This is a genomic window from Enterovirga sp. (assembly GCF_028290205.1).
In the GTDB taxonomy this organism is placed as follows: domain Bacteria; phylum Pseudomonadota; class Alphaproteobacteria; order Rhizobiales; family Beijerinckiaceae; genus Enterovirga.
The window spans coordinates 1-12,559 of the sequence record NZ_JAQGKF010000100.1 but is presented as its reverse complement, the minus strand read 5'-3'; the positions used below and the strand labels follow the sequence as shown (position 1 = coordinate 12,559).

Annotated in this window: 12 protein-coding genes and 1 pseudogene; 7 read left to right on the top strand and 6 right to left on the bottom strand. The window is 69.8% G+C overall.

The window, feature by feature from the left end; translation table 11 throughout:
• Positions 1-240: 240 nt before the first annotated feature.
• The 5 genes and pseudogenes from JWR86_RS07035 to JWR86_RS07015 all read left to right on the top strand — a co-directional run.
• Positions 241-813 (top strand): annotated as a pseudogene (locus tag JWR86_RS07035) (ATP phosphoribosyltransferase regulatory subunit); the annotation flags it as partial.
• Between the two features lie 45 nt (positions 814-858).
• On the top strand, positions 859-1,350 hold the full coding sequence (locus JWR86_RS07030; RefSeq protein WP_299562766.1) for an ATP phosphoribosyltransferase regulatory subunit: 492 nt from the start codon (positions 859-861) through the stop codon (positions 1,348-1,350).
• On the top strand, positions 1,347-2,357 hold the full coding sequence (gene hisG / locus JWR86_RS07025; protein ID WP_299562760.1) for an ATP phosphoribosyltransferase: 1,011 nt from the start codon (positions 1,347-1,349) through the stop codon (positions 2,355-2,357). Before JWR86_RS07030 ends, hisG begins: the two co-directional genes overlap by 4 nt.
• A gap of 51 nt (positions 2,358-2,408) precedes the next feature.
• A complete protein-coding gene (locus JWR86_RS07020; protein WP_299562757.1) occupies positions 2,409-2,882 on the top strand; it encodes an META domain-containing protein in 474 nt (157 codons plus the stop codon).
• 201 nt (positions 2,883-3,083) lie between these two features.
• Positions 3,084-5,183 (top strand): ABC transporter ATP-binding protein/permease, encoded by a 2,100-nt coding sequence (locus tag JWR86_RS07015; protein WP_299562754.1) that lies wholly within the window; start codon positions 3,084-3,086, stop codon positions 5,181-5,183.
• 9 nt (positions 5,184-5,192) lie between these two features.
• Here the strand turns inward: JWR86_RS07015 and JWR86_RS07010 are convergent, their stop codons facing one another.
• Entirely contained in the window at positions 5,193-5,651 is a 459-nt protein-coding gene (locus JWR86_RS07010; protein ID WP_299562751.1) for a MarR family winged helix-turn-helix transcriptional regulator, read from the bottom strand.
• Positions 5,648-6,421 carry a ferredoxin--NADP reductase gene (locus tag JWR86_RS07005; RefSeq protein WP_299562748.1) on the bottom strand — a complete coding sequence of 258 codons (774 nt, stop codon included), beginning with the start codon at positions 6,419-6,421 and terminating at the stop codon, positions 5,648-5,650. The genes JWR86_RS07010 and JWR86_RS07005 overlap by 4 nt, the downstream gene beginning before the upstream one ends.
• A gap of 154 nt (positions 6,422-6,575) precedes the next feature.
• On the opposite strand from JWR86_RS07005, the gene JWR86_RS07000 reads away from it, so the two are divergent.
• Positions 6,576-7,775 carry an amidohydrolase family protein gene (locus tag JWR86_RS07000; RefSeq protein ID WP_299562745.1) on the top strand — a complete coding sequence of 400 codons (1,200 nt, stop codon included), beginning with the start codon at positions 6,576-6,578 and terminating at the stop codon, positions 7,773-7,775.
• Positions 7,775-8,188, top strand: a complete 414-nt coding sequence (locus JWR86_RS06995; RefSeq protein ID WP_299562763.1) for a polyketide cyclase — start codon at positions 7,775-7,777, stop codon at positions 8,186-8,188. Before JWR86_RS07000 ends, JWR86_RS06995 begins: the two co-directional genes overlap by 1 nt.
• On the opposite strand, the gene JWR86_RS06990 is transcribed toward JWR86_RS06995, so the two are convergent.
• The 4 genes from JWR86_RS06990 to JWR86_RS06975 form a co-directional block, all read right to left on the bottom strand.
• Positions 8,173-8,874, bottom strand: a complete 702-nt coding sequence (locus JWR86_RS06990; protein ID WP_299562742.1) for an ABC transporter ATP-binding protein — start codon at positions 8,872-8,874, stop codon at positions 8,173-8,175. The two genes, JWR86_RS06995 and JWR86_RS06990, sit on opposite strands and share 16 nt — an antisense overlap.
• Complete coding sequence (locus tag JWR86_RS06985; RefSeq protein WP_299562739.1) at positions 8,867-9,658, bottom strand: ABC transporter ATP-binding protein; 792 nt, start codon at positions 9,656-9,658, stop codon at positions 8,867-8,869. The genes JWR86_RS06990 and JWR86_RS06985 overlap by 8 nt, the downstream gene beginning before the upstream one ends.
• Positions 9,655-11,535, bottom strand: coding sequence for an ABC transporter permease (locus JWR86_RS06980; protein ID WP_299562736.1), 1,881 nt, complete (start codon positions 11,533-11,535; stop codon positions 9,655-9,657). The genes JWR86_RS06985 and JWR86_RS06980 overlap by 4 nt, the downstream gene beginning before the upstream one ends.
• Before the next feature lie 111 nt (positions 11,536-11,646).
• Positions 11,647-12,559, bottom strand: a 913-nt coding sequence (locus JWR86_RS06975; RefSeq protein ID WP_299562733.1) for an ABC transporter substrate-binding protein, incomplete at its 5' end; no start/stop codon positions are given.

Here is a 12,559-nt window from a genome sequence, read left to right as displayed (position 1 = left end):
GTCATCGGCCTCCGGCGGCCGGGGCGCCCGTTCCGCGGGCCGCGGCGGTTCCGAAGGCGCCGCCGACACCTCGTCGCCCATCGCCGGCGACGCGGGCCGCCGCCCGCCCGCGCTCTGAGGGGCTTTCGGGCGGGGATCCGGCTCTCCGCCCGACCGCTTGCGGCGTCCGACAGCAGGCGATCTTCACTCTCGCGGCGAAAAGCCGTCGCTCTCCCGGGCCGCCTCGGCTAGGGACGGCGCATGATGACGCGAGACGAGGTTCTACCGGGCGAGGCCCTGCTGCGGCTGTTCCAGGGGCAGGGATTCCGGCGCGTGGACACGCCGGTGCTGCAGCCCGCTGAGCTGTTCATCGACCTGTCGGGCGAGGACATCCGCCGCCGGCTCTTTCTGACGCAGGACGGAGGGGGGCGCGAGCTCTGCCTCCGGCCCGAATACACGATCCCGGTTTGCCGCCAGCTCGTCACCTCGGGCCGGACCTCGGGGCAGTAGTGCTATCTCGGCGCGGTGTTCCGCCAGCGGCAGGAGGGGTCGTCCGAATTCCTCCAGGTCGGGGTCGAGTGGATCGGCCGCTCCGATACCTGCCCGGCCGATGCGGACGTGCTCGGCGTGGCGCTGGATGGCTACGCAGCCCTCGGGCGGGGCACCCCCTATGAGGTGAAGATCGGCGATCTCGGCCTTCTCGACGCCGTGATGGATGCGCTCGGTCTCGCGCCCGCCGCCCGCCGCCGCGTGATCCGCTCGCTCGCCATGGGCGAGGGGGCGGACAAGGCGCTCGAGCCGGAGACCCGGGCCGGGCCGGATTATTCCGGGCTCCTCGCCGCCATCGAAGGGCAGGATCCGAAGGCCGCGCGCGCCTTTGTGGAGGACGTGATCTCGATCGCCGGGCTCGCCCGGGTCGGTGGCCGCAGCGCGGGCGAGATCGCCGAGCGCTTCCTGCTGAAGGCCGAGAACCGGTCCGGCACGCTGGACGAGCGGGCGCGCGCGATCCTGGGCCGCTATCTCGCCATCTCGGGCGAACCGGACGAGGCCGCGGCTGCGATCCGCGATCTTGCCCGCGACGAGCGGCTCGACCTTGCCGCCGCCCTCGACACGTTCGACGAGCGCACCGGGTTCATGGCGGCGCGCGGCGCAGACCTGTCGCGGCTGCGCTTCCGGGCCGATTTTGCCCGCACCCTCGACTACTACACGGGCTTCATCTTCGAGGTCCGCGATTCGGCCCGGCCGGAAGGCTGGTACGTGGCGGCGGGCGGGCGCTACGACCGCCTCCTCCGGCATCTCGGCGGCACCGGCGACGTGCCGGCCGTCGGATGCTCCTTCTGGCTTGACCCCGTTCCGGAGCCCACCTCATGAGCGACGGTCCGCTCGTCATCGCGGTCCCGTCCAAGGGCCGGCTGCAGGAGAACGCGGCCGCGTTCTTTGCCCGGGCCGGGCTGCCGCTCAGCCAGGCCCGGGGGGCGCGCGATTACCGCGGCTCCCTGCCCGGGGTGCCCGGGGTCGAGGTGCTGTTTCTGTCCGCGGCCGAGATCGTGGCCCAGCTCGCGGCCGGCACGGCCCATCTCGGGGTCACGGGCGAGGACCTGCTGCGCGAAGGCGTGCACGACGTCGAAAGCCGGCTCGAACTGCTGACGCCGCTCGGCTTCGGCAGCGCCAACGTCGTCGTGGCGGTGCCGCAATCCTGGATCGACGTCCGCACCATGGCCGATCTCGACGAGGTCGCGCACGCGATGCGGGCGCGCCACGGGCGCCGGGTGCGGGTGGCCACCAAATACGTCAACCTTACGCGCCGCTTCTTCGCCGAGACGGGCGTGCTCGAATACCTGATCGTGGAGAGCCCGGGCGCCACGGAGGCGGCCCCCCAATCGGGAACCGCCGATCTCATCGTCGACATCACGACCACGGGCGCGACGCTGGCCGCCAACGGCCTCAAGGTGCTGGACGACGGCGTCATCCTGCGCTCGGAGGCCAATCTGGTCGCCTCGCTCGGTGCCCGCTGGGGAGAGACGGCGAGAGCCGCCGCCCGCACCGTCCTGGGCCGCATCGCGGCCGAGGAACTCGCCCGCACCACGCGCGAGGTCAGGGCCGGGATGGATCCCGGGCATCCGGGCCTGGCGGAGGTCACCGGGCGCGTGGGCGCGACCCGGCCGGCTGGCCGCTCCTCAGGCCCGGAGCTCGTGCTGCATTGCGGGGCGGACCGGGTCTTCGACCTCGTGGACGGGCTGATCGGCCTCGGCGCCGAAGACGTCACGGTGCATCGTCGCGACTACGTCTTCAGGATCGGCGATCCGATGGTCGGGCGCCTGTTCGGTCGGCTCGATCAGGCGGATTGCAAGCTGTCGCTCGGGGCGGCTCTGCCCTAATCTCGCGCGAATTGCGTGTTGCAGCATTGCGGAGCGATTACGGAAACGGACATGCGTCAGCTCGGTACTTTCTCCCTCGTCGGCCTCCTATGTCTCGCCGGCGCCGCTTCTGCTCAGACGGGCAAGTCGACGCGTGGCAACCAGGACCAGCAGGCCCCCGGCTACGAGGCGGTCCGCAAGAAGGAGGAGAAGCGGTTTCCGCTCGGCACCTCCTGGATCGCCGTCAGCATGAACGGCAAGACCTTCACGGGCACCGAGCGTCCGGCCTTCTCGGTGGACGAGCATTTCCGCGTGCGGGGCTTCGGTGGCTGCAACAGCTTCTCGGCGACGGCCTTTCCGATGCGCGAGCAGGGCATCGCGGTCGGTCCGCTCGCCCTGACCAAAAAGAGCTGCGACAAGCAGGTCATGGCGGCCGAAATGTCGTTTCTGACCGCGCTGCGGACCTCGGCGAAGTGGGACACGCAAATCGGCAGCCTCGTGATCCGGGGCCCGAACGGCGAGCTGAAGTTCGAGCGCTCGCTCTAGCGGCGTCCGGCCCCCGCTCGTCGCTCTGACGCGGTCCGTTGGCCCGGGCCGCGTTTTCCCGTTAGATCGCGCCGCGCGATGCGGGACCGGCCGGCAGCGACGCGGAACTCCCGACACGGGCGGCGTGCCTTCCCGCCTGCGGGCGAGGACCCTGCTCGGCCGGGTCCGGGCCTGCGGCGCGGCACCATTGAGGATGACGAGATGAAGGCGCTCACGATCGTCATCGGCGCGTTTGCGCTCGCGAATGTCCTGCTCGGCCAGCTTCCTCTCTACGTCACGCTGAGCGGCTTCGCGCTCGCCGGCATCGTCTACGCCTCTCGGGCGATCTCCCCCTATCTGCGCGTCTTCGTCGCCATGTACGGGCTGGGCTATCTCCTGCTCGCATCCGCGACGCTGCTTCAGGCTCTCGGTGCCGTGCCGGAGGTGGTGGCCGCGCTGCTGCCGCCGGCCTTTTCGGCCGTGGCGGCCGTGGTCTTCGCCGCCCTCGTGTTCGGGGCCTCGTTTATCCCGGTCATCCGCACCATCACGGCGCTGGCCGACCCGTATTTTCTGTCGACGGTTCCAGCCACCAGTTTCGGCCGCCCGTTCACCTGGCTGGGCCGCACCGAGGGGCAGGTCGGGGCCCGGCTCGTCGCCCTTCTCATCGCCATCAACTTCATCCAGGTGGCGATGCAGATCCGGTTCAACGTCTTCTACCGCGATCTCTTCAACGCGCTGCAGGAGAAGAACCTCGACGCGTTCTGGTATCAGATCTTCGGCATCTTCTCGCCGCTGGCCGCGATCTGGATCGCCATCGCGGTGTACGAGATCTTCGTCGACAACTCGCTGCACATCCGTTGGCGCTCGTGGCTGACCAAGCGCACCGCGGCCCGGTGGCTCGACAACGGCACGCATTACCGCATCCCGCTGATGGGCTCGGACACGGACAATCCGGACCAGCGCATCCAGGCGGACGTGCGGCTGTTCATCGACCAGACCATGAGCCTGTCGATCCGGCTCCTGTCCCAGGCTGCGACGCTGGTCTCCTTCGTGATCATCCTGTGGGGGCTGTCGCGCGACTTCATCGTCCCCGGGCTCGGGATCGAGCTGCCGGGCTTCCTGGTCTGGCTGGTGATCGCCTATGCGGTGATCGGCACGTGGCTGACCCACCTGATCGGCCGGCCGCTGATCCGGCTCGACTTCCGGCAGGAGACTGTGGAGGCCGATTTCCGCTTCTCGCTGGCGCGCCTGCGGGAATACGGGGAACAGGTCGCCCTGCTGCGCGGCGAGAAGGCCGAGACGGCCCGGCTCGACCGCTCCTTCACCGAGGTGGTGAAGAACTTCATCCAGATCCTCAGCCGGCGCATGAAGCTGACCACGTTCACGGCCGGCTACAGCCAGCTCAGCGTCATCTTCCCCTATGTCCTGGCCGCGCCGTCCTACTTCATCGGCCGCATCACGCTGGGCCAGTTTCAGCAGACGGCCAGCGCCTTCTCCCAGGTGCAGGGCGCGATGTCGTTCTTCATCACGGCCTATTCGACGCTGGCCTCCTACAAGGCGAATGTGGACCGGCTGACGACGTTCAACGAATCCATGAGCCGGGCGGAAGCGGTCGGCCGCAGCACCGCGCTGGAGCTGGACAGCGCCGCCTCCGGCCCCGACCTCGTGCTTGAGGACCTGAAGCTTGCTCTCCCGGACGGGCGCCAGATCGTCAGCATCGACGGGTTCACGTTCCGCGAGGGACCGTCGGTTCTGGTCACGGGGCCCTCGGGATCCGGCAAGTCGACTATGCTGCGGGCGATCTCCGGCGTCTGGCCGTTCGGGTCGGGACACGTGCATGTGCCGCCGGGCCGCAGCGTCATGCTGATCCCGCAGAAGCCCTACATCCCGGTCGGGACCCTGCGGGCCGCCGTGACCTACCCGGGGCTGGACGCGCAATATCCGGACGAGGACCTCCGGCAGGCCCTGCTGGACGTCAATCTCGGACACCTGACGGATCAACTCGACGTCGAGGACAACTGGGCCCACCACCTGTCGGGCGGCGAGCAGCAGCGGCTGTCGCTGGCCCGGGCGCTGCTGGCCAAGCCCGATTGGCTGTTTCTCGACGAGGCGACCGCGTCGCTGGACGAGCCCATGGAGGCGGTGGCCTACCGGATCATCTCCGAACGGCTACCCAACACCACCGTGGTGTCGATCGGCCACCGCTCGACGCTGATCAGCATGCACGACCGGCAGGCGGTGATGACCAAGGAGGCGAACGGCCTCTTCGGTCTGCGGGAGAAGGTGGCGACGGCCGAGCCGAGCCCGGCCCCGGCGGAATAGGCCGGGAGGTCAGCGGAGGCGGTCGAGGAGGCCGAGAAGTTGGGCCCGCTCAGCGGGGACGAGCGGTCCGAAGGTGGCTTCCGTGACCGCCAGCGCGGTGCCGACGCCCGCGGCATAGGCGGTGTGTCCGCCGGCGCTGAGGCGCAGCAGCAGGCGGCGCCGGTCGGACGAATCCGGCCGCGTCTCGACCAGGCCGCGTCGAACCAGGCGTTCCACCACGCCCTTGATGGTGGCGACGTCCGTCGCGACAAGCCGGCCGAGCTGGTTCTGCGAGCACTCGCCGACATCGTGCAGCTTGGCCAGGGCGGCCCATTGCAGCGGCGTCATGTCCTCGCCGAAGGCGGCCGCGAAGATGGTGGTGTGCCGCTGCTGCACCTGCCGCAGCACGAAACCGACCTGATCCTCGAGGAGATAGGCGCCGGAAGCCGGATCGCGCTCGGTCTGCGGCGCGGGGCCCGGGCTGCTCACTTCTCGACGAAGGCTCTCTCGACCACGAATTCGGCGGCCTCGCCGTGGTTGCCCTCGGTGAACCCGCGCTCGATGAGCAGCGTCTTCAGGTCGGCCAGCATGGAGGGGGAGCCGCACATCATGGCCCGGTCCTGCGCGGGATCGAGCGGGGCGAGCCCCAGGTCCTCGAACAGCTTGCCGGAGGTGATCAGGTCCGTGATCCGGCCGCGGTTGCGGAAAGGCTCCCGTGTCACGGTCGGGTAGTAGAGCAGCCGGTCGCGGATGAGTTCGCCGACCAGCTCGTCCCCGGGCAGATCGCGGGTGATCATCTCGCCATAGGCGAGCTCGTTCACCTGGCGGCAGCCGTGGATCAGCACGACCTTCTCGAACCGCTCATAGGTCTCGGGATCGCGGATGATGGCGAGAAACGGCGCGAGGCCGGTGCCGGTGCCCAGGAGGTAGAGGTTGCGGCCGTTTGTCAGGTTGTCGAGCACGAGCGTGCCGGTCGCCTTGCGGCTGACAATGATCGGGTCGCCGACCTGCAGGTGCTGCAGCTTGGAGGTCAGCGGACCGTCCTGCACCTTGATCGAGAAGAACTCGAGGTGCTCCTCGTAATTCGCCGAGACCACGCTGTAGGCGCGCAGGAGCGGCTTCTCGCCCACCTTGATGCCGATCATGGTGAACTCGCCGTTCCGGAACCGGAACGTCGGATCGCGGGTGGTCTTGAAGCTGAACAGGCTGTCGGTCCAGTGGTGGACGCTGAGAACCCGTTCCTCGTTGAAGGCGCTCATGCCGATCCCGCAGGCGGGCCGGAGCCCGCTCGATGGTGAGAAGGGCCACGCACAGGCGAGGCCACGTTGCACGACGGCGGCTTGTTAGTACACTAACGATCGCCGCTCAAGACGTGATGCTGCGGCGCTTATAATCGGACCGGGGCGGTGAACAATGGCTCAAGAGGCGCAGGTCACGGTTGCTCCCGACGCCAAGCTCGTCATCCGCAACATCGGCCTTCTCCTGTCGGGAGATTTGCAACGACCCATCCTGGACGCCGACACGGTGGTGGCGACAGGCGGCCGCATCACGGCGATCGGCCGCGCCAAGGACGTGGATCAGGAGGGAGCCACCACCGTCATCGACGCGCGCGGCTCGGCGCTGGCACCCGGCCTGATCGACAGCCACGTCCACCCGGTGGCGGGCGACTGGACGCCGCGACAGAGCCAGCTCAACTGGATCGACTCCACCCTCCATGGCGGCGTTACCACCATGATCTCGGCCGGCGAGGTGCACACGCCCGGGCGGCCGCGCGACGTGGTCGGCCTCAAGGCCATGGCGATCTACGCGCAGCGCTGCTTCTCGGCCTTCCGGCCCGGCGGCATGAAGATTTTGGCCGGCGCCCCGGTGATCGAACCCGACATGCAGGAGAGCGACTTCCGCGAGTTGGCCGAGGCCGGCGTGCGGCTGCTCGGCGAGGTCGGGCTCGGCGGCGTCAAGGATGGCCCGACCGCCAAGCGGATGGTCGGCTGGGCCCGCAAATACGGCATCCAGTCCACGATCCATACGGGCGGGCCCTCGATCCCGGGTTCGGGGCTGATCGACGCGGCGGTGGTGCTGGAGGCGGATACGGACGTGGTCGGCCACATCAACGGCGGCCACACGGCGCTGCCGGACCGCGAGATCCGCTGCATCTGCGAGGGCTGCGGGCGCGGGCTCGAACTCGTCCATAACGGCAACGAGCGGGCCGCTCTCTACACCCTGCGGCTCGCCCGCGAGATGGGGCAGCTCGACCGCGTCATCCTGGGCACGGACGGGCCGGCCGGCTCCGGCGTGCAGCCGCTCGGCATCCTGCGGATGATCTCCATGCTGTCGGCGCTGGGCGACCTGCCGGCCGAGGAGGCCTTCTGCCTCGGCACCGGCAACACGGCCCGCATGCGCGCGCTGGATTGCGGCCTTGTCGAGGAGGGGAGGGCGGCCGATTTCGTGCTGCTCGACCGGGCCCAGCATTCGGCCGGGCGCGACCTCCTGGAATGCATCCGGCTGGGCGACCTGCCCGGCATCGGCATGGTGGTGATCGACGGCCTGCCCCGCATCGCCCGTTCCCGCAACACGCCGCCCGCCGACAAGGTGCCGGAAATCGTCACCCCGTGATGCTGCCGGCGGAGACGATCAGCGTCTCGATCCCGTGCGAATGGCGGGCCGTCTACGAGCGGATCTGGCGCCCGGAGGATTTCCCGCGCTGGGCCTCGGGCCTCGCCGGCTCGGGGATGCGGCAGGACGGCGACAGCTGGGTCGCCACGGGTCCTGACGGGCCGGTGCGGATCCGGTTCACCGGTCACAACCCGTTCGGCGTCATGGACCACGTCGTCGAGGCTGGGGACGCCGTGATCTCGGTTCCGCTGCGGGTGGTCGCCAACGGGGATGGCGCGGAGGTCATGCTGACCCTGTTCCGCCAGCCCGGCATGTCGGACGAGAGGCTCGCCGCGGACATGGCCTGGATCAGGCGGGACCTCGCGGCGCTGCGCAATCTGCTCGCCGGCGAGGCGGATCACACCGCCAAGTAGGCGTCCCGGACCTCGGGCCGCGCCTCGAGCTCGGCCATGGTCCCATCGAAGCGCACGCGGCCGCGCTCGATGATGATCGCCCGGTCCGAGATCAGGCGGGCGAAATGGAGGTTCTGCTCGGACAGCACCACGGACACGCCCTCGCCCTTCATGGCCAGGATGGCGGTCGCCATCTCCTCCACGATCTTGGGCGCGAGCCCCTCCGACGGCTCGTCCAGGAGCACGAGCTTGGGGTTGCCCATCAGCGTGCGGGCGATGGTCAGCATCTGCTGCTCGCCGCCGCTCATCCGGCCGCCGGGCCGGGTCCGCATGGCCCCGAGATTCGGAAACAGCTCGAACAGCCGCTCGGGCGTCCAGGTGGCGGCGCCCGCCCGGGCCGGCTGCCGGCCGACCTCCAGGTTCTCGGCCACCGTGAGCTCGGTGAAGATGCGGCGGTCCTCCGGCACATAGCCGAGCCCGGCCCGGGCGATGTCGTGCGTGGGCAGGTCGGAGATGTCGCGCCCGGCGAAGCGGACGCGGCCGCTGCGCTTGGCCAACAGGCCGACCACCGCCCGGAAGGTGGTGGACTTGCCGGCCCCGTTGCGGCCGAGCAGGGCCACGACCTCGCCCGGGCCGACCGTGAGGTCGACGTCGAACAGGATATGGGCCGGGCCGTACCAGCCGTTCAGCCCCGTGACCTCAAGCATGCGCGCGCGCCCCGGCGGCCGGAGCGTGACCGAACGTCAGCCCCTCGCCCAGATAGGTGGCCCGCACGGCCGGGTTCTCCCGGATGGCCGCGGGCGTGCCCTCGGCGATGATGCGGCCGCGGTCGAGCACGATCACCCGGTCCGCATGTTCGAACACGACGTCCATGTCGTGTTCGGTGAACAGCACGCCGAGGCTGGATTCGCGCGCGATGTCGGCGGTGAGCCGCATCATCTCGACCCGCTCGGCCGGGGCCATGCCGGCCGTCGGCTCGTCCATGAGAAGGAGCACGGGCTTGTTGGCGAGCGCCACAGCAAGTTCCAGCCGCTTCAGGTCGCCATAGGCGAGTTCGCCGGCGGGCCGGCCGGCCGCGTGGCCCATGCCGACGAGGCGGCAGAGTTCGTCCGCCTCCGCCACGAAGCTCGCCCCGGCATGCCCGGCCAGCCTGTTCATGCGGCCGGCCCCGGCCAGCAGGGCCACTTGCACGTTCTCCCGCACCGTCATGGACGGGAAGGTGGCGGTGATCTGGAAGGTGCGGCCGATGCCGAGCCGGGCGACCTGCCGGGGCGGCAGGCCGGTGACGTCCCGGCCCGAGATCGCGACCTGTCCGGCATCGGGGGCGACCTGGCCGTTGAGCATGTTGAAACAGGTCGACTTGCCGGCCCCGTTCGGGCCGATCATCGCCAGCAATTCGCCGGCCGCCAGCGTGAAGGACACGTCCTGCACGGCATGGACGCCGCCATAGGCCTTGGACAGGTGCTCGACGGCGAGAAGGGGCGGGCTCATTCGGCAGGCTTCAGGGCGCCGGCCCGCGCGGTCGCGGCGCGGTCCTGGCGACGGGCCAGAAACTCGGACAGGGACCCTACGATGCCGCGCGGAAACGCCACCACCAGCACCACGATGAGCAGCCCGAGCACGAGCTTGGACGCATCGGTGTAGCTCATCAGGAGAATGGTGAGGGTTCGGAACACCAGCGCGCCCACCACGGCGCCCGACACCGTCTCGACCCCGCCGAGCAGCACCATGACCAGCCCGTCCACGGAGAGCGGGATGCCGAGATTGTCCGGAAACACGCTGCCTTTGAGAAAGGCGAACAGCGCGCCGGCGAGGCCGGCCACGGCGCCCGCCAGCGTGAAGGCGGCCCATTGCATGCGGATGCGGTCGAGGCCGATGCTCTCCGCTCGCAGCGTGGAATCCCGCACCGCCCGCAGGCCGTAGCCGAAGGGCGAGAAGACGAGGATCCGGAGCGCCGCGATGCCGGCGACCGCGGCCGCCAGCGCCACGAGGTAGAAGACCCGGGGGCTCGAGGCCCAGGCCGGCGGCCAGATGCCGAGAAGGCCGTTGTCGCCGCCCGTGACGGCTGTCCACTGGAAGGCCACCGACCAGGCGATCTGCGCAAAGGCCAGCGTCAGCATCGCGAAATAAACGCCCGACAGGCGCACGCAGAACCAACCGAACAGCGCCGCGCCGGTGGCCGCAAGGCCGATCCCGGCCGCGACCGCGCCCGCCATGGGGAGGCCAAAGGCCTTGCTGGCGAACGCCGCCCCGTAGCCGCCGAGCCCGAAATAGGCGGCGTGGCCGAAGGACACGAGCCCGCCGGTGGACATCAGGAATTGCAGGCTCGCGGCGAACAGCGCGAAAATCAGAAGCTCGGCCGCGACCGCCAGCAGGTAATTGCCCGCGACCAGGGGCAGCAGCGCGGCCAGCCCCACCGCGGCCGCGACGGCCAGGCGCTCGCGAGGCCCGAACACCCGCCAGGGCCGGATGGTGGCCGCGACGGCGGGCCGGGCCGGACCCTCCGCCTTGCCGAACAGGCCGAAGGGCCGCACCACCAGCACGACCGCCATGACGGCGAACACGAGAACGAGCGAGATCTGCGGCAGGACCAGGATGCCGAAGGCGTTCAGCTCGGAGACGAGCAGCGCCGCCACAAAGGCCCCCGTGACGCTGCCGAGCCCGCCCACCACCACCACCACGAAGACCTCGACAATGATCCGGAGGTCCATGGTGTGGCTGACCGCGTCGCGCGGGAGCTGCAACGCCCCACCGAGGGCCGCCAGAAAGATGCCGAGCCCGAACACCGCCGTGAACAGCCATTTCTGGTTCACGCCCAGCGCCGCGACCATGTCGCGGTCCTGCGTGGCGGCCCGGACCAGAATGCCGAAGCGCGTGCGGTGGAACAGAAGCCAGAGCAGCCCGAGCACGGTCGGGCCGAGGACGATCAGGAACAGGTCATAGAGCGGCACGGCCTGGCCGAACACGTCGACGGCGCCCTGCAGGCCCGGCGCCCTGCGGCCGACCAGATCCTCGGGCCCCCAGATCATCACCGAGAGGTCCTGGAAGATCAGCGTCACGCCGAAGGTGGCGAGGAGCTGGAACAGCTCCGGCGCGTGGTAGATGCGCCGCAGCAGCACGATCTCGATCAGCGCCCCGAGCGCCGCCACCACGAGGGCGGCGGCAACAAGCCCGCCCCAGAAGCCGAGCCCGCCCGAGAAGCGGGTGGTCAGCGAATAGGCCACATAGGCGCCGGCCATGTAGAACGCGCCGTGGGCGAAGTTCACGATCCGGGTGACGCCGAAGATGATCGACAGCCCGGACGCGACCAGGAACAGCGAGCACGCCCCGGCGAGCCCGGTCAGGAACTGAACGAGAAGGAAGCTCACGGGATCGCGGCGGGTCGGCTGGAGCGGCCAGGCGTGGCCCGGCCGTTCCGATCGGGTCGTGCGGCGATCATCGCGATCACCGGGCGAGGCCCGCGAGGGCGTCCGTGCATCTCAGTCCCGCGGCCGCATCTTCCTGACCTCGTCGTCCGTGGGCAGGAAATCCTTGCCGTCGCGGTACTCGAAATCGACCATCACGCCCTTGCCGTCCTTCACCGCAGTCTTGCCGACATAGGCGCCCATCGTGGCCTGATGGTCGGCCGCCCGGAAGATCGAGGTGCCGAACGGGGTCGGGAAGGAGATGCCTTCGGCGGCCGCGATCATCTTCTCGGTGTCCGTCGAGCCGGCCTTGGTGATGATGGCGGCCGCGGCCTGGACGAGCGCGTAGCCGACCACGGAGCCGAGCCGCGGGTAGTCGTTGAACTTCGCCTGATAGGCCTTGAAGAAGGCGTTGTGGGCGTCCGTCTGGATGCCGTACCAGGGATAGCCGGTGACGATCCAGCCGGTCGGCGTCTCCTCCTTCAGCGGGTCGAGATATTCCGGCTCTCCGGTCAGGAAGGACACCACGGCCCGGTCCTTGAAGAGGCCCCGCGTGTTGCCCTCGCGGACGAGCTTCACGAGATCCGGCCCGAAGGTCACGTTGAGGATGGCCTCCGGCCGCATGGCGGCCACCGCCTGGATCACCGGGCCGGCGTCGATCTTGCCCTGGGGCGGCCATTGCTCGCCGACCCATTCGATGTCGGGCCGCTTCTTGGACAGCAGCTCCTTGAACACCTTCACGGCCGATTGGCCGTATTCGTAGTTCGGCGCGATGGTGGCCCAGCGCTTGGCCGGCAGCTTGGCGGCCTCCTCGGCCAGCATCGCGGCCTGCATGTAGTTGGAGGGACGCAGCCGGAAGGTGTAGCGGTTGCCGGACGACCACACCATGGCGTCGGTCAGCGGCTCTCCGGCCAGGTAGAACATCTTCTTCTGCTTGGCGTAATCCGCCACCGCCAGGCCGACATTGGAGAAGAAGCCGCCCGCGATC

What these genes read in the sequence shown, in the direction of transcription:
- JWR86_RS07000 (WP_299562745.1), top strand. Translation starts at nt 6,576, where the DNA reads ATGGCTCAAGAGGCGCAGGTCACGGTTGCTCCCGACGCCAAGCTCGTC.
- JWR86_RS06990 (WP_299562742.1), bottom strand. Translation starts at nt 8,874, where the DNA reads ATGCTTGAGGTCACGGGGCTGAACGGCTGGTACGGCCCGGCCCATATC.
- JWR86_RS06995 (WP_299562763.1), top strand. Translation starts at nt 7,775, where the DNA reads ATGCTGCCGGCGGAGACGATCAGCGTCTCGATCCCGTGCGAATGGCGG.
- hisG (WP_299562760.1), top strand. Translation starts at nt 1,347, where the DNA reads ATGAGCGACGGTCCGCTCGTCATCGCGGTCCCGTCCAAGGGCCGGCTG.
- JWR86_RS07005 (WP_299562748.1), bottom strand. Translation starts at nt 6,421, where the DNA reads ATGAGCGCCTTCAACGAGGAACGGGTTCTCAGCGTCCACCACTGGACC.
- JWR86_RS06985 (WP_299562739.1), bottom strand. Translation starts at nt 9,658, where the DNA reads ATGAGCCCGCCCCTTCTCGCCGTCGAGCACCTGTCCAAGGCCTATGGC.
- JWR86_RS07015 (WP_299562754.1), top strand. Translation starts at nt 3,084, where the DNA reads ATGAAGGCGCTCACGATCGTCATCGGCGCGTTTGCGCTCGCGAATGTC.
- JWR86_RS07020 (WP_299562757.1), top strand. Translation starts at nt 2,409, where the DNA reads ATGCGTCAGCTCGGTACTTTCTCCCTCGTCGGCCTCCTATGTCTCGCC.